This is a genomic window from Enterococcus avium ATCC 14025, from assembly GCF_000406965.1.
Lineage (GTDB): Bacteria > Bacillota > Bacilli > Lactobacillales > Enterococcaceae > Enterococcus_A > Enterococcus_A avium.
Genome location: NZ_KE136368.1, coordinates 31053 through 47057, shown reverse-complemented (window position 1 = coordinate 47057; position 16005 = coordinate 31053). Strand labels below are relative to the sequence as shown.

Here is a 16005-nt window from a genome sequence, read left to right as displayed (position 1 = left end):
TCTCTCCTCCTTACTTAGCTTTCCCTTAATCAGTGAACTCTTCTGGATTGGATTCGATCATTACCTTGATTTCGTTGCCTTCCATCACTTTATCAAAGGCTTTCCGCCATTCAGTCAACGGGTATTTTTTCGTAATCATCTCATCGATATTGATCGCACCTTTCGCTAATAAGTGGATCGCAATCGGCCAGTCATAAGGGTTCTGTGAACGACTGCCGATGTATTCGATCTCTCGTTGAATGATCGATTCAGTGTCTAAATCCACCATTTTATTAGCGAACAAGCCTACTTGAATAAATTGCCCCTGCTTGCGAATCAACGGCAGACTAGCATTGACTGCTGGTACAGCACCTGAGGCATCATACACTTTATCGACACCGTAGCCATCCGTGATCTCATTAACGACTTTCGCTAGATCTTCCTTCATCGTATCAACGATCACATCCGCACCTAGTTTTTTTGCTAATGCTAAGCGATGAGCATCTTTTGTGATCCCCGTCATAATGACGAAGGCTCCAATTTCCTTGGCAATCTGCAAAAGATACAGTCCGATTGGTCCAGGGCCCATGATAATGATCGTGTCTTTTAATTCCAAGTGACTCTTTTGATACATCGCGTGGACACAGCACGCTAATGGTTCGCTCATCGCCGCACCTTCATAGCTTAAATGATCCGGCAGTAAATGAATGCTTTCTTCTCGAGCCAACACATAGTTTGCCATGGAGCCATTTTGCTGCGTGCCGATTCCTTTTCGATGGGGACACAAATTATACTGCTTTTCCTTGCAATAATCGCATTCGCCGCAGACATAAAAGGTCGTCTCACTTGTTACCCGATCACCAACTTTGACCTTTGTTACATTGGATCCGACTTCAACTACCTGCCCAGAAAATTCATGTCCTAGGACGACGGGAGTAGTGGGATTTTTGTATTCACCTTTAAAAGTATGGATATCTGATCCGCAAATACCTGTATAAGCGACTTTAATCAAGACCTTGTCATCTGTTGCTTCTGGAACAGATAAATCGATAAATGCCATTTGATCGTAGCCTGAGGCTTGTTTTGAAACACCCTTCATCATTTCTTTTCCTCTTTTCTATCTTCCGGAAAAATCATTACTTTGTTATAGGATTCTTCACGATTCACTGTCAGATCAAATGCTTTTTGAATCTCTGCCAATTCGTAACGATGAGAAATCAATTCTTTTAGCTTTATTTTCCCCTGTTCGATAAACTTCGCAGAATGTATCCATTCTTTTCCCGGAAAAGGTGCTGAATAAGAATTCCAGAAACCGTTTATTGTATATTCTCTTCTAAAAATATTTTCAAAAGCTCGTTGGTGTAATAGAACATCTGAATAAGCGATTCCTTGGTAGCCAATTTTTCCGCCTTTTTTTGTAATTAACAGGCACTGCTCTTCTGTAATTTTGGAACCAGCACATTCGATAGCAATATCTACCCCAAGGTCGTCAGTTAGCTTAAATATTCTTTCTTCTAATGATTCTTCTAAAGAATTTATCGTATCTGTTACGCCGTACTTTTTTGCTTCGTTTATCTTATTTGAGTCGATATCAATGCCAATAATCTTTTTTACACCAGTTAATCGCAACCACTGAACTGTTAATATTCCGATCGTACCTAAACCAAATACCGCTACCGTATCTCCGATTTTAGGATCTAAACCCATTACACCATGAGCTGCTACCGCTAATGGTTCAATCATTGCGGCCTCTTCAAAAGAAATGCTTTCCCCAATGTTGATCACGTTCTCTTCTGGAACAGTCACATACTCTTCAAAACCGCCATACCGGTGAGAACCTATCATTGTATAGTCTTCACACAGCTGATATTTTCCCGATTCACAATAGACGCATTCATGACAGGGGATCAGAGGCGCTACAACCACTCGATCGCCAATCAATATCCTTTTTACTTTACTTCCTATGGATTCAATGACTCCAGAAAATTCATGCCCCATAACCATGGGAAGCTCATATTTCCATTCGTTCTGCATTTTATGGATATCAGATCCACATATTCCTGCAGCTTTAATTTTTACCAAAACCTCATGCTCCTTAGGAATTGGCTTTTCGATAGTTTCTATTTCAAATTGATTCAATCCTTTTAACAATGCGGCTTTCATGACAAAACTCCTCCCTTTCAAAAAATTAAGGGACCCATTTTAGAGTCCCTTAATTCAGTAGTGACTATAAAAAATTAAAGGATTCCAGAAACCAGTTGAGAAAATTTCAAAATTACCCAGTTTAGGAAATTACCGCCCATATCGAGTGTTGATACTTGTGTTGCTCCTTTGGGAAACTCATACACGCCTCGCATCATTTCCGTATGAACAGGAGCAAAATTAGTTGCCATGTATAATGCCAATGCTATTACAACAGTTCCTGTTAATACCGATTGAATAATATTCCCTTTCCGATGAGCAACAATTAAAGAAACATAAAAGGGGATAGTTGCTAAATCACCAAAAGGTAATACTTTGTTCCCCGGCAATATTACAGCGATAAATAAAGTTATTGGAACTAAAAGCAAGCCGGTTGCCAAGTTAGCTGGGTGTCCAGTGGTAACCGCAGCATCTAAGCCTAAATAAATTTCTCTTTCACCATAACGTTCTTGTAAAAAATCTCTGACAGACTCTGAAATCGGGATGAGACCTTCCATTAGGATTTTTACCATCCGTGGCATCAAGAACATTACTGCTCCCATGTTAATGCCCATTTTTAAGATGCCTCCAATATCATAACCGCCTAGTGCAGCAATGGCTGCCCCGATAATAATTCCCATCATCATTGGTTCGCCAAAAATTCCAAACCGTTTTTGGATCGATTCTGGATCAGCGTGCAACTTATTTAAACCAGGAATTTTACTTATAGCAATACCAATTGGGATACCTACTAAGCCAAATGCCACCGTTGATCCAGTTGGTAAACTTACGCCTTCCAACCCATAGAATTTCGCTACTAAAGGTGCTGTTTTATCGGCAATAATCAAGCAAGCAATCTCATACAATACGGCACATAAAATAGCAAACCACCAGTTGCCATTTGTTACAATATAACCTGTTGCTCCCGCAGCGATAAAATGCCAATAGTTCCATAAATCAATATCTAAAGTTTTCGTAACTTTTAACAGTAGTAAGATAACGTTTACAATCAGGCAAATCGGAATTAAAACTGCTGAAACCGGCGAAGCCCATGCAGCAGATGCTGCGGATGGCCACCCAGTATCAATCACAGTCAAATGAAATCCAAAGCGTTCGACCATAGCTTGAGCTGCAGGCCCTAAATTATCTGATAACACACCAATAACCAAATTAATACCTACAAACCCAATTCCTATTGTTAATCCTGATCTTAATGCTTTCCCAAATGGTACTCTAAAAATGAGTGCTATGATTAGGATCATAATGGGGAGCATGACAGTAGGTCCTAAATTAAGGATATACTGTACAACATCGTTAATAGCTTTCATTCAAATAAATCCTCCTTATATATTTATTTTAAATAGCGGCCACTATTTTTAACTAACTTTATTAATTGACAGATCGTGCAATTTCCAAGATTTTTTCATCTAGTTTATCAGCGCCTACTCCACTGATATATCCCAAGGCTGTAATTGCTGGTATTTTGTATTGAGTCGGTAAAATTGTTGTCGAGATAAGCATATCGGCCCCTTCTTGTTTAGATACCGCTTCGGCAATTTTAATTTGTTCAACATCCGCTTCAATGTTATTATCCTGCAATAGATCTTCAATTCTTTTCATAACTACTGTTGATGTAGCTATTCCTGCCCCACAAGCTACCAATACTTTAATTTTTCTCATATTAATCGTCTCCTTTTATTTTTCAATTTTTTTAATTGCATAAAGTAATTGCTCTGAATCTTTTGCTGTTAAAACTTCTTCTAAAATATTGTCATTTTGTAGTAATTTCATTAATGATTGCAGCATTTCTAACTGTGCGTGTGGTTGATTTAATCCCAAAATGAAAATAACATCCGTATTTACTTTTTTATTTTTGTCCTCCATGCTAGTAAATTGAACAGGCTCCTTATTAGTAATCACTGCCACAAATTCGGTTAAAATACATTCAGCATCCGTATGTGGAATGGCTGCACCAAATTTTTCCAACTGAATTCCAGTCGGAAATGTCTCCTCTCGTTGTTTTATTCGTTCTAGAAAATCACTTCTGACCCATCCTAGCTCTAATGCGTGTTCATAGACCTGTTCAAAAATTTCGATAGAATTCGAAAAAGATTCTTGAACAAAAATCAAAGGAGTCTTAACATAAAAACTTAATTTGTCACTTTTGCCCATCTCTTAGTTCCTCCAATATTTTTCACTAAAATCTACTAACAAAGTGCGTATTTCTCTGATAGATGTTGCTTCTTCTATTTTTTTTAGTTGTTCTGAACCTGCTAAGCTCATCAATTCAAAGATCAAATCAACATGTTTATCTTTATCATTAGAGGCCAACAGAACAACTGTGTGTACTTTTGATCCATTTTCAGTAAGTATTCCTTTCTTAACGATTCCCATACTGATTCCTACTCCTAGCGCTCCTGCTTCACTCATCGTATGCGGCAGACCTATGGTATTTCGTAAAACCGTATATTGAGGTAATATGGGCATCTCTTGTTTTAAAACCGTTACAAAATTTTTACTAATAACCTTTTGCTTCTCTAAAGGCCGGGCCAATTTATCAAGGAGTTCTGACCACTCTATGGCATCATCAAATATTTGGATCGTATCCATTTTTAATGTATCGATCAAATGAATACGTTTCTTCTCTAATCTCTCGAAATCTTTTGGAGTAAACAACGTTAATAGTTCGTGATATAAATTTTCTTCGTCAGAAATCACCGCATATTTCTTTATCAATGACATGATCTTTCCTGGATTTATAACGGTGTTTTGAGCTAGTGTCACTGAACGTAATACCCGTTCCCTTAACTGTCTCTTTTCTTGATCAGTTAAGAAATTATTTACGACGAAAACTGGTTTCTCTGTTTCCAGAGGAATAGCTGAAAAAATGAAGTCAACATCGTAATTATTTCGATAGAATTTTCTTTCAGAGATTAACTCTACAAAGTCGATTTCTGGTAATAAGTTCTGTAACGTATTCTTTAGCAATAGCGAGATTGAGATACCATTCGGACAAACAATAATTGCCCGCCTTCTATTTTCATCTCGAATGATCTCCGTACTTTCAACAATATGACTGCCAATGAATAAAGAAATCAGGAATAATTCTGGATCTGGTATTTCCTCTCCAAAAAAAGCCTCAAGAGGTTCACTAGACTCCTTCACTAAATAAAATAATGAAAACAAATCGGTGTCTTTATTCTCTTGATAAAATCGTGTTTGCAGATTTAGATGGTATTTAATGCGATAATACGCTGGCCTCATATGAATCAATAAGCGCTCTAACAATATTTCTTTACGCTCAACACTTAGTCCAGATACTTTTTCAAAATTGTTCAATACTTCAAATAAGGCTTCTTTTAAATTATCAATTTCTCTAACTGAAAGAATGTTTGCTTGCGATAGATTAGTTGTAAGCAATAACAAAGTTAGGTACACTCGTTCATTTCTACTTATTTCATCTACATCCCAAATAATGTGTTCCGCTGCCAAGAATTCTTTTGTATCAGCAAGTTCAAAATCATCAATTTTGAAATTATAGATTATTTGTTTCCCCCTTTTTGCCCTCCGAATAATTAGAATAATTAATAGTGGCAAAACCTTTAAGCGATCATCAGTAAATTGAATATTTAATTTTTCTTCGACTAACCCGATACGATTCTTGAAAACCTCAATTAGATCTGTATCAATTTTTGAAAATCGAATAATACAATTGATTCCATCATAAATATCTGCCAAATTCATTAAGGTTGCCGACAGCAGTTCTCTTTTATTCCATTCATCTCCATGGAAATAGTATCCTTTCTGTCGTGTATACTTTAGTTTCAGCCCATAATTTTCAATGTCTTCTGCGATTCTTTTTAAGTCTCGTAAAATAGTATTCCTGCTAACCTCTAATTCCACGATGAAATGATTTAACGAAAGATACTCTTCTTTTGCCAAAATCATTAATTCGATTCCCCAGATTCTTTCTTGTCCAGAAAATACATAGTGCGCTTTCTTTTCACGTTCTTTTTCTTTACCACCTCCAAATACAGATACCACTACATTAGGAACTAAAAAATGGCCTTTTTTTGTTCTTTTGATTTGTGGTAACTTTCCATCTTCTAGAAAATCGTTGATTTTTTTTAAAGCGTAATTCAATTGACTTCTTGATAGATCAAACCTTTCATATAAAACTTTACTAGTAACTTGGGGATTATTTATTAGTTCCATTAATACTTGGTTATTTCTATCTTCTAAGTTCATATTCATCACCCTTACACTCTCAAAATACTTTAAAAACGTTTTCAAATCTACAAACTTTGTTATCCAATAATATGCATACTTTGTGCAACATGAGCTTACACTACCTCCTTATTTGGTTTCCCCATTAAGAAAACCTCAGGAGAAAACCGCTCCTGAGGACTTTTTGTTTAGATAAATCATTTTATTGTCGATCACTGATTCTAAATTCGTATCCAAGTACGTTCTTATAGTATTCTGGATACATCTCTCCACCACATTTTTCGCAATCAAATTGCGGAGCGTTCTCAGGATCAAATGCAACATCTCCTGCATCCAAAAATTGAACTACTTCCTTTGGAATTTTTTCCTTTATCCCACATTCAAGACAAATGTAATGAACCACTCCATTGGAATCGAAGTTTTTTAAAAGCTGCTTCTTTTTCTTTTTCATACTTACGTTTCGATGCTTCTTCCCCAATTTTTTTATTCTCCTCTCGCATGAATCGTTCCGATTCTTTATTCTTCGCATATTTCACTACAAGTCGTCCATTTTTAGACACACTAACTCCACTAAATTCATAATATTCGCCACATCTAGTACATTCCAATGGATTTACTCCGAATTCTTCGGCTATTCGTTCACACCATGATTTTGGTTTAAGTGCTTTCTTCACATTCACAAGCATTCGTTGAATCTCTTTCTGGTAATTACTTAATACTTTTTTCATGATTGTCTTGATCCGCCGACTATAAATGCCGTATCTACGAATTGTTTTGAACTGGTTCTCTGGAATATGACGAATCAGTGCACCAATAAATTCCTCTGCCGACATCGTCTTTATCTTATCCGTGTTAGTTCGTTTATCATGATACTGAAACATCACTATTTTCCCATCGTACAAAAGGATACGATTTAAAGCAATGGGACCACGTTTCATATAACGACTGATATATTCTAATATCTTTTTGAGAGAAGTTCGGCTCCTTTTGGGTGCATGCACGTAAAAACCCTCTGCATTTTTCGTGTACGCCGCTTGTAAAAGCGGCTGGACTCGTGCCTTATCCCATTGGGATAAGGTTCTTCGAATGAGCTTTAGGACCGCATTCTGCCAATATTTCCTCAACATTGCGAACGGAAAATAGTCATAGTCCTTCCATTTTCCATCCTTCGTCAGTCCACCCATGGTGACGACTAAATGAACATGCGGATTGTATTCTAGCTGAGAACCGAAGGTGTGGAGTGTTGCCACAACCCCAGCTTGTATATGGTGCTTTCTAAAAAAATCTAATAGTATCCGTGCAGCTTCATCCATTAATCCTTTTAAAAGCTCCTTACGATACTTCTCCTTCAGAAAAATCTCACGTAAACCTTCATCGATCGTGAAGATGACGTGTCGATGCGTCACTGTAAACAGATCATTCGCCGCAACCTCTGCCCACCGTTGACTTTCCCCAGTTGCACAAGTTGGACAAAATTTCCCTTTACAACGAAAAGCCACTTTCTTTACATCATGGCATCCTTCACAGACAAATAGACGATAACCTTTTTTAAGGTCACCACAATCGCGAAACTTCTTCACTTCTCTTTTCACAACGGATCGAATCCTTCTTGTGTACCTTTGATTGAATTTCTCCCAGTTTTGATATTCATCAAAGAAAATGGCGTGTAAAATATTGGGTTTCATATCTCCAGTTTAATAGGAAAAAGACCAGATGAAAAGCGGTCAAAAGATTGATGTATCAATCCTTTGACCGCTTAAAATGTTATACTTCCTTTAATGTTAAAAAAAACAGGTGATTTCCCCTGTTTTACAACCTTTATATCAATTTTTCTTAAATCCTATTGAAATACGATCAAAATCACAGTAGCTCAAGCCACTAAATACTATCATATTTTTGTTATCCTTACTGTTCAAAATCATCCCGCTAGTTATACTTATTTCGCTCGTTCTCATCAAGCAAATTATTAAGTCTCTCCCAGAAAAATATCGCTCACAAATAGATAGCATTATAAATATTTACATTTCTTGTATCAAAAAAAACAGCACATCTTTTTGACGATATGCTGTGTATTAATAGTTATATTTTTTTGTTTGAAGCTGTTTTCCCCAGTTCCCACACTACTTCCGATACATCTTAAACTCCAAATACAAATCATTATAGATTCCCAAATATTCTGGACCTAAATCTTTATAAACCTCCAAATGACTAATGGTCTCATCGTCTGGATAAAATTGCTTGTCACCAGAAATACTTTTTGGCAGCATCGCCAATGCTTTTTTATTCGGTGTTGAATAACCGATATATTCTGCGTTTTGCTTGGCTGACTCTGGCTTCAGCATAAAGTTGATAAAATCATAGGCGCCTTCTTGATTTTTGGAGGTCTTTGGAATCACGATATTATCAAACCACAGATTTGAACCTTCAGGTGGAATCACATAATGGAGATGCTCGTTTTCCGACATCATATCCGCTGCTTCTCCAGAAAAGGTCACCGCGACTGCACTTTCTTCATTTGCCATATACATTTTAATCTCGTCAGCAACGATCGCTTTGACATTAGGCGTCAGGCTGCTTAATTTTTTGATGGCTTGATTCAGCTGTGTCATGTCCTTACTATTGATGGAATAGCCTAAGGTGGTTAAGGACAAGCCCATAACCTCTCGAGCACCATCGATTAGCATGATATTGTTCTTCAATTCTGGGCGCCACAAATCGTCCCAATGCTTGATTTTTTCTCCAGCAACAAATTTATCATTATAGACAATTCCTAAGGTCCCCCAGAAATACGGAATCGAGTATTTATTGTCTCGATCGAAATCCAAATCTAAAAAACGTGAATCAATATTTTCTAAGCCATGAATTTTTGAATGATCCAATGGCAGTAGTAATTTCTCTTTTTTCATTTTTTGAATCATGTATTCACTAGGAATCGCAATATCATAGGCTGTTCCGCCTTGTTTGATTTTGGCTTCCATGGCTTCGTTTGAATCAAATGTTTCGTAATTGACCTTATAGCCGTATTCCTTTTCAAATTGTTTCAACAAATCGGGATCGATATAATCGCCCCAATTATAAATGTTCAAAACTTTTGAACTAGCATTAGAAGAATGATTCAAGCGAATGACTAAAAATGTCAGTAAGAGAATGATGGCGACGACACCGATAAAAAGTGATTGTAATTTTCTCATTTCAGTATTGCCACCTCCTCAAAATCGCGTTTGCGTTTCCGTGCTTTTTTCGAAGTATCACGACTAATAAAGTAATAACCCACGACTAACAACAGAGAGAAAATAAAGACCAGAGTCGATAAGGCATTGATTTCTAAACTGATCCCTTGTCGAGCCCGTGAATAAATTTCGACTGAAAGTGTCGTAAAGCCATTTCCGGTAACAAAGAAGGTCACAGCAAAATCATCCAATGAATAGGTGAAGGCCATAAAATATCCCGCAATAATTCCCGGTGTCAAAAATGGCAATATAATATTGGATAACACTTGAAAATTATTCGCGCCTAAATCGCGCGCCGCATCAATCATAGAATCATTCATTTCCTTCAGCTTCGGTAACACCATTAAAACAACGATGGGAATACTAAAGGCGATATGAGAAAGCAGCACACTGACAAAGCCTAATTGGAAATTCTTCAAAACCCCACCAAGCATCGTAAAGAGAATCAGAAAGCTGGCACCAATAATAACATCCGGTGAAACCATCAAGATGTTATTCAGCCCCAATAGGACATTTCTTGAATTTCGCTTACGTGTATAATAAATCCCCATCGCACCGAAAGTCCCAATAATCGTTGCCAACAATGCGGACAAAAATGCCAGCACAAAGGTCTGAACGACAATACTAATCAAGCGACTATCTGAAAACAGACTTTGATAATGTTCCCAAGTAAACCCAGTAAAGGTGCTCATATTGCCGCCCTGATTAAAGGAATAAAAAATCAAATAGAAGATCGGAATGTACAATAGAATAAACACAAAAATCAAATAAACTGTGGACCAGGAAAATTTTCTTCTTCTCATTTCACCCGACCTCCCTTACGTTTTTCACCGGTTAGCATCATCACAATAAACATAGCCACGATCAGAATCACACCGATCGTAGACCCCATGCCCCAATTCTGCGTCACCAAGAAATGTTCTTCGATTGCTGTACCTAGCGTGATCACGCGGTTTCCACCGATTAAGCGCGTCAGCATGAAGAGTGAGAGCGACGGGATAAAGACAGCCTGAACACCGCTTTTTACGCCATTCAAGGAAAGCGGGAAAATTACCCGACGAAATGTATCAAAATTATTTGCTCCTAAATCGCGACTAGCACTGATCAAAGAAGGATTGATTTCCTCCAATGCATTGAAAATCGGCATGATCATGAAAGGCAGTTCGATATAAGCCGCCACAAACATGAAACTAAAATCAGTGAATAGCAGCTGTTTCTGTCCGATCCCGATAAAACTCAAGAAATCATTGACCGAACCGTTCGCGCTAAAAATACCGATAAAGGCATACGCCTTCAGCAACAAATTAATCCATGTCGGCAAGACAACCAGCAGCAGTAATAATTGGCGATGCTTCAATTTCGATAAAAAGTACGCCGTTGGATAACTGATTAACAGCGTCATCAACGTAATCAAAAAGGCAAATAGTACGGAATTGACGGTCATCATCAAATAGGTTTTTGAGGTTAAGTACGTGTGATAATTGGTTAACGTAAAATTGCCGTTCATATCAAAGAAAGACTGATAGACGATCAAAATCACCGGCGCAATGACAAAAAACAGCAGCCAAAAAAAGTAAGGGATTGAATATAAACGACGCATATTTTTCATAGTGATCCCTCCCTAATCTTCATAGCTTTCCAAGCGAGCTTCGAAGTCTTCTTCACTTTCGTTGAAACGCATGACGTGAATGTCCTCAGGTTCAAAATACAGTCCAACTTTGCTGCCTTTTTTGGCTTTCTTCGTCGAATGAACCATCCATTCGTTTCCGTCCGCATCAATACAGTTCATTTCGTAATGAACCCCACGGAACAGCTGCGTATCAACCGTCACAACCAGTTTGCCCTGTTCAGGTGTGGTTAATGTCAAGTCTTCTGGACGCAAAACAACCTCTACTGGTTCATTAGGACGCATCCCGCCATCGACACATTCAAAGGTTTTGCCGACAAATTTGACCAGATTATCTTCCACCATTTCACCAGCGACAATATTACTTTCTCCAACAAAATCCGCGACAAAGTGATTAATTGGTTCATCATAAATATCAACCGGAGTACCACTTTGTACGATCTTACCCTTATTCATTACAAAAATCTCATCACTCATAGCCAAAGCCTCTTCTTGATCATGAGTCACAAAGATAAACGTAATGCCTAAACGTTTTTGCAAAGCACGTAATTCATATTGCATATCGGTTCGTAATTTCAAATCTAAAGCTGACAATGGTTCATCCAATAATAAAATCTTCGGTTCGTTAACAATCGCTCGCGCGATCGCCACCCGCTGACGTTGACCACCAGACATTTCGGTGATTTCCCGATTTTCATAACCTGGTAGCTGAACCAGCTTTAATGCCTCTAAAACTTTTTTCTCAATCTCTTTTTGTGATAGCTTCTTGATTTTTAAACCAAAAGCAACATTGTCAAAAACATTCATATGAGGAAACAAGGCATAATCTTGAAAGACTGTGTTGACCTGACGTTTATTAGCCGGAATATCATTCATTCGTTTTCCCTCAAAAAAAATATCGCCTTCACTAACGTCTGTGAAACCGGCGATAATTCTTAAAATCGTTGTTTTTCCGCAGCCAGAAGGTCCTAATAAGGTATAAAAGCGTCCCTCTTCAATATCAAAATTTATTTTCTTCAATACCGGATCGTCATCGTCGTATTGTTTGCTCACGTCTTTAAAAGAAATAATTGTATTTGCCATGACTTCACGTCCTTTTCTATAAGTAAGAATCTGTAGCGACGATCAGCACTTTGCTGACTCCATTCGCTTGGTTTTGCAGCCGATGCGGTTTACTCGCTTCGTAATAAATACTTTCGCCTTTTTCCGCCTCATATAAGGTTTCGCCAAATTGCAACGCCACCTTGCCTTTTAGTACATAGATAAACGTTTCAGACAACGAAGGCGTAAACTGTTTATATTGCCCCTCTTTGTCCAACGTTAACAAAATGGGTTCCATTTCCTTCTCATTCGATTCAGGAATCAGCCACTTAATATGATAACCGTGTTCCTCATCGCTGTAAAAAGTAGTGTCTTCATCTTTATAGACAATTTTCTGATCACCGGTCTTTTGCTTGAAAAATTCAGCTGGTGTCACACCTAGAACTTCTAAAATATCAAAAAAAGTCTCCATAGAAGGAGAACTTAGGTCACGTTCCAACTGAGAGATGTATCCCTTGGACAAATCGGTTCGTTCACCTAACTCTTCTTGTGTTAAATTTTTTTGGATTCTAAGATTTCGCAGCTTCTCACCAATCTCCATACTCTCAGTCCTCCATTCCTTGTTTGCTAATAGTAAACTTCTTGTTTAATAGCACCATTCCAGTATACGAACTTTTTCCTAAAAATCAAGCGATCTGAATGAAATTCTTTCACGATTTTAATGGAAACTAACGAGAAAATAAATTTGCTTTTTCTTTCATTTCCGCTAAGATAATAGTAACTATTTTTTTAAGTACAGGGAGGCTAACAACTAATGACTTATCGCCGTTTACGTGTAATCAATGATGAAACCCTTCACACAGAGATTGAAAACTTTACTAAACCTGAAATAAAAGAGAATGAAGTATTAGTTAAGGTGAATTATTCTGGCATCAATTATAAGGACGCCTTAGCGACTAGGCCCAATACTGGTGTGTTGCGGGAGTATCCGATGACGCCGGGCATTGATTTAGCGGGTACCATTATTGAAAGTAAGGATAAAAAGTTCCAATCTGGTGACGAAGTATTAGTCACAGGCTTCGGCCTAGGTGTCAAGCACGATGGTGGCTTAAGCGATGTACAGGTTGTTCCGGCTGCATGGGTCGTTCACCTGCCTGAAGGCTTGTCTGCAAAACAGGCGATGATCTTTGGTACAGCTGGATTTACGGCTGCACTCGCTGTTGATGCGTTGCAAATTCATGGATTAAATGCTGAGAGTCGGGTATTGGTTACTGGAGCGACTGGCGGTGTTGGCGGTGTTGCTTTGCATTTCCTAAAACAAATCGGCTGTAAAGAAATCACTGCGTTAAGTCGAAAAGAGGATCAAAAGGATTACTTGCAGCAGCTAGGAGCAACCGCTGTTCTCTCTCCTACTGAACTGTTTCCAGAAAAAGCCCGTCCGTTGAATAAGCAGCTCTTTGATTTTGTCATTGACACGGTCGGCGGCGATACGCTTGCTCAGGTTCTGCCTTTTATTAACTATGGCGGAAGTGCTGCTTTATGCGGAAATGCTGGCGGCATCAAACTGAGTACAACTGTCTTGCCTTTTATTTTACGAGGTGTTAACTTATTAGGCATCGATTCAGTCGAAGCTTCGATGGAGCAACGCCAAAAGCTTTGGAAAAAAATGGCGAATGAATGGGCTTTGTCTGATCATTTCCAAGTCCAACAAATTGAATTAGAGCAAGTATTGGAAACGGCGAATGCCCTGTTAGAAGGAAAGCATGTAGGACGTACAATCGTTGCTTTAGGGGGAACAAACCAGTGAGAATTCTAATAACTTCAGGCGGTACTTCAGAAAAAATCGATGATGTTCGTGCGATAACAAATCATTCCAGCGGTAAGCTAGGAAAAGCGATCGCGGAAAGCTTTGCGAAAGATGATGTGACTATTGATATGATTACTACACGTCACGCGGTAAAACCTGAAGGAAAAATGATTCATCATCATTTGATTGACTCTACCGCAGACCTTGAAAAGGCATTGAAGGATTTAATGAAAAAAAATACCTATGATGCAGTCATTCATAGCATGGCGGTCAGTGATTTCACACCAGAAAGTTCGGTCACTCTTGAAGACCTTGAAGCAGTAATAGCAGCAAAAACAGTAGACTTACCAAAAGCCTTAGTGGAAGTCGCCAATGAGCGCACAGAGAAAAAAATCTCTTCAGATACCGATCATTTAGTCGTGGTTCTAAAGAAAACACCAAAAATCATTTCTTTGATTAAAAAATTGCAGCCGCAAACGATTTTGGTTGGCTTTAAATTATTAGTTGACGTGCCGATGATTGAATTATTAAATGTAGCGAAAGCCAGCCTTGAAAAAAATCAAGCTGATTTTATCTTGGCAAATGATTTAGCGGAAATTCGCGGTGAAAAACATCATGGCTATCTGATCAATAAACAGCATAAAGTCAAAGAAGCACAGACAAAAACTGAAATTGCCGAACTGATCAAAAAAGAGGTCATGAAACTGGAGGAAGCAAAATGAAAAACATCTTACTAGGAGTCAGCGGCAGTATCTCCGCCTACAAAGCTGCCGACATTACCAATCAACTGACTAAACTGGGCTATAACTTAGATGTTGTGATGACCAAGAGCAGTACGGAATTCATCACGCCCTTAACGATCCAATCCTTGTCGCATCGTCTTGTCCACTTGGATGTGATGGATGAACCCGATGCCGCATTGATTAATCATATTGCTTTGGCTAAAGCAGCCGATCTCTTTCTGGTTGCCCCTGCTTCAGCAAATATTATCGGTAAATTAGCCAACGGCATCGCTGACGATTTACTATCAACCGTAGCTTTAGCATTGCTGCCGGATACACCAAAAGTTATCGCGCCAGCTATGAATACTTATATGTATCAAAATCCGATTGTCCAACGAAATTTGGCAACGCTAAAAGAAGTTGGTTATCAAGAAATTAAACCTCGAGAAGCCTTGCTTGCTTGCGGCGATTATGGTCGCGGTGCCTTGGCAGATATTGCTGAAATTGTGCATATCGTAAATTCAAAATTGAAGGAGTAACAAATGAAAGAGAAAAATGTTAAAAGTTTTACTTTGACCGCGATGTTTTTAGCTATCATGATCATTTTAGCGGTCACACCATTAGGATTTATCCCAATTGGACCTATCAATGCAACGACCATGCACATCCCTGTGATTATTGCTTCGATTGTATTAGGTCCTCGCATTGGTGCTGGTCTGGGAGCTGTCTTTGGGGTGATTAGTTTAGCAAGAGCAACGATCGTTATCACACCGATGTCTTTTGTCTTCTCACCATTTATCGCCAATCCATTAACGAATCAAGGTGATTGGCGCGCAATTATCGTAGCAATTATTCCTCGTATTTTAATTGGTGTGGTGCCCTACTTCGTTTACAAAGGACTCCATACCTTAATGAAGCAAAAGGCACGACCAGTCAGCTTGTTTATCGCTGGTTTAGCAGGCTCAATGACGAATACGATTTTAGTGATGAACCTAATCTTTTTCTTCTTTAAAGACAGCTACGCAAATGTTTTGCAGGTCACAGCAGATACCGTCTATAGTGTCATTCTAGGAATTATCTTTGGTAGCGGCTTAGTTGAAGCAGCTGTTGCCGGTATCGCAACGATGGCCATTTGTGCCGTTCTATTGCGCTTAATGAAAAAATAGAAAAATGCTTGAAAGAAAGCCATCA

17 protein-coding genes are annotated in these 16005 nt (G+C 38.4%); 4 read left to right on the top strand and 13 right to left on the bottom strand.

Annotated features, from left to right (window positions below; all coding sequences use genetic code 11):
• Nucleotides 1–25 precede the first annotated feature (25 nt).
• From OMU_RS21060 to OMU_RS21000, 13 genes are all read right to left on the bottom strand, one after another.
• On the bottom strand, nt 26–1081 hold the full coding sequence (locus OMU_RS21060; RefSeq protein ID WP_016181867.1) for a zinc-binding dehydrogenase: 1056 nt from the start codon (nt 1079–1081) through the stop codon (nt 26–28).
• Entirely contained in the window at nt 1078–2142 is a 1065-nt protein-coding gene (locus tag OMU_RS21055) for a galactitol-1-phosphate 5-dehydrogenase (RefSeq protein ID WP_016181866.1), read from the bottom strand. Before OMU_RS21055 ends, OMU_RS21060 begins: the two co-directional genes overlap by 4 nt.
• A 74-nt stretch (nt 2143–2216) precedes the next feature.
• The gene (locus OMU_RS21050; protein ID WP_010741515.1) at nt 2217–3488 is read right to left on the bottom strand and encodes a PTS galactitol transporter subunit IIC; all 1272 of its coding nucleotides are present in this window, start codon (nt 3486–3488) and stop codon (nt 2217–2219) included.
• 61 nt (nt 3489–3549) lie between these two features.
• A complete protein-coding gene (locus OMU_RS21045; protein ID WP_016181865.1) occupies nt 3550–3840 on the bottom strand; it encodes a PTS sugar transporter subunit IIB in 291 nt (96 codons plus the stop codon).
• Between the two features lie 15 nt (nt 3841–3855).
• Nucleotides 3856–4332, bottom strand: coding sequence for a PTS sugar transporter subunit IIA (locus OMU_RS21040; RefSeq protein WP_016181864.1), 477 nt, complete (start codon nt 4330–4332; stop codon nt 3856–3858).
• A gap of 3 nt (nt 4333–4335) precedes the next feature.
• Nucleotides 4336–6414, bottom strand: coding sequence for a BglG family transcription antiterminator (locus OMU_RS21035; protein ID WP_016181863.1), 2079 nt, complete (start codon nt 6412–6414; stop codon nt 4336–4338).
• A gap of 175 nt (nt 6415–6589) precedes the next feature.
• Nucleotides 6590–6724 carry a hypothetical protein gene (locus OMU_RS23980; protein WP_002302374.1) on the bottom strand — a complete coding sequence of 45 codons (135 nt, stop codon included), beginning with the start codon at nt 6722–6724 and terminating at the stop codon, nt 6590–6592.
• 43 nt (nt 6725–6767) lie between these two features.
• Nucleotides 6768–8072, bottom strand: coding sequence for an IS91 family transposase (locus OMU_RS21025; protein WP_071879978.1), 1305 nt, complete (start codon nt 8070–8072; stop codon nt 6768–6770).
• A 435-nt stretch (nt 8073–8507) separates the two neighbouring features.
• Nucleotides 8508–9578 carry an ABC transporter substrate-binding protein gene (locus OMU_RS21020; RefSeq protein WP_016181862.1) on the bottom strand — a complete coding sequence of 357 codons (1071 nt, stop codon included), beginning with the start codon at nt 9576–9578 and terminating at the stop codon, nt 8508–8510.
• Nucleotides 9575–10420, bottom strand: coding sequence for an ABC transporter permease (locus tag OMU_RS21015; protein WP_016181861.1), 846 nt, complete (start codon nt 10418–10420; stop codon nt 9575–9577). Before OMU_RS21015 ends, OMU_RS21020 begins: the two co-directional genes overlap by 4 nt.
• On the bottom strand, nt 10417–11226 hold the full coding sequence (locus OMU_RS21010; protein WP_016181860.1) for an ABC transporter permease: 810 nt from the start codon (nt 11224–11226) through the stop codon (nt 10417–10419). Before OMU_RS21010 ends, OMU_RS21015 begins: the two co-directional genes overlap by 4 nt.
• Before the next feature lie 12 nt (nt 11227–11238).
• Entirely contained in the window at nt 11239–12327 is a 1089-nt protein-coding gene (locus OMU_RS21005; protein WP_016181859.1) for an ABC transporter ATP-binding protein, read from the bottom strand.
• A gap of 16 nt (nt 12328–12343) precedes the next feature.
• Nucleotides 12344–12886, bottom strand: coding sequence for a helix-turn-helix domain-containing protein (locus OMU_RS21000; protein ID WP_016181858.1), 543 nt, complete (start codon nt 12884–12886; stop codon nt 12344–12346).
• Nucleotides 12887–13099: 213 nt separating this feature from the next.
• Here OMU_RS21000 and OMU_RS20995 point away from each other — a divergent pair, with 213 nt between their 5' ends.
• From OMU_RS20995 to OMU_RS20980, 4 genes are read left to right on the top strand one after another with little or no spacing between them, the layout of a single operon-like run.
• On the top strand, nt 13100–14092 hold the full coding sequence (locus OMU_RS20995) for a YhdH/YhfP family quinone oxidoreductase (RefSeq protein ID WP_016181857.1): 993 nt from the start codon (nt 13100–13102) through the stop codon (nt 14090–14092).
• Nucleotides 14089–14814 carry a phosphopantothenate--cysteine ligase gene (locus OMU_RS20990; RefSeq protein ID WP_016181856.1) on the top strand — a complete coding sequence of 242 codons (726 nt, stop codon included), beginning with the start codon at nt 14089–14091 and terminating at the stop codon, nt 14812–14814. Before OMU_RS20995 ends, OMU_RS20990 begins: the two co-directional genes overlap by 4 nt.
• Nucleotides 14811–15353 carry a phosphopantothenoylcysteine decarboxylase gene (gene coaC / locus OMU_RS20985; protein ID WP_016181855.1) on the top strand — a complete coding sequence of 181 codons (543 nt, stop codon included), beginning with the start codon at nt 14811–14813 and terminating at the stop codon, nt 15351–15353. The genes OMU_RS20990 and coaC overlap by 4 nt, the downstream gene beginning before the upstream one ends.
• Before the next feature lie 3 nt (nt 15354–15356).
• Nucleotides 15357–15980, top strand: coding sequence for an ECF transporter S component (locus OMU_RS20980; RefSeq protein ID WP_016181854.1), 624 nt, complete (start codon nt 15357–15359; stop codon nt 15978–15980).
• Nucleotides 15981–16005: the final 25 nt, after the last annotated feature.

What these genes read in the sequence shown, in the direction of transcription:
- OMU_RS21060 (WP_016181867.1), bottom strand. Translation starts at nt 1,081, where the DNA reads ATGATGAAGGGTGTTTCAAAACAAGCCTCAGGCTACGATCAAATGGCA.
- OMU_RS21055 (WP_016181866.1), bottom strand. Translation starts at nt 2,142, where the DNA reads ATGAAAGCCGCATTGTTAAAAGGATTGAATCAATTTGAAATAGAAACT.
- OMU_RS21050 (WP_010741515.1), bottom strand. Translation starts at nt 3,488, where the DNA reads ATGAAAGCTATTAACGATGTTGTACAGTATATCCTTAATTTAGGACCT.
- OMU_RS21045 (WP_016181865.1), bottom strand. Translation starts at nt 3,840, where the DNA reads ATGAGAAAAATTAAAGTATTGGTAGCTTGTGGGGCAGGAATAGCTACA.
- OMU_RS21040 (WP_016181864.1), bottom strand. Translation starts at nt 4,332, where the DNA reads ATGGGCAAAAGTGACAAATTAAGTTTTTATGTTAAGACTCCTTTGATT.
- OMU_RS21035 (WP_016181863.1), bottom strand. Translation starts at nt 6,414, where the DNA reads ATGAATATGAACTTAGAAGATAGAAATAACCAAGTATTAATGGAACTA.
- OMU_RS21025 (WP_071879978.1), bottom strand. Translation starts at nt 8,072, where the DNA reads ATGAAACCCAATATTTTACACGCCATTTTCTTTGATGAATATCAAAAC.
- OMU_RS21020 (WP_016181862.1), bottom strand. Translation starts at nt 9,578, where the DNA reads ATGAGAAAATTACAATCACTTTTTATCGGTGTCGTCGCCATCATTCTC.
- OMU_RS21015 (WP_016181861.1), bottom strand. Translation starts at nt 10,420, where the DNA reads ATGAGAAGAAGAAAATTTTCCTGGTCCACAGTTTATTTGATTTTTGTG.
- OMU_RS21010 (WP_016181860.1), bottom strand. Translation starts at nt 11,226, where the DNA reads ATGAAAAATATGCGTCGTTTATATTCAATCCCTTACTTTTTTTGGCTG.
- OMU_RS21005 (WP_016181859.1), bottom strand. Translation starts at nt 12,327, where the DNA reads ATGGCAAATACAATTATTTCTTTTAAAGACGTGAGCAAACAATACGAC.
- OMU_RS21000 (WP_016181858.1), bottom strand. Translation starts at nt 12,886, where the DNA reads ATGGAGATTGGTGAGAAGCTGCGAAATCTTAGAATCCAAAAAAATTTA.
- OMU_RS20995 (WP_016181857.1), top strand. Translation starts at nt 13,100, where the DNA reads ATGACTTATCGCCGTTTACGTGTAATCAATGATGAAACCCTTCACACA.
- coaC (WP_016181855.1), top strand. Translation starts at nt 14,811, where the DNA reads ATGAAAAACATCTTACTAGGAGTCAGCGGCAGTATCTCCGCCTACAAA.
- OMU_RS20980 (WP_016181854.1), top strand. Translation starts at nt 15,357, where the DNA reads ATGAAAGAGAAAAATGTTAAAAGTTTTACTTTGACCGCGATGTTTTTA.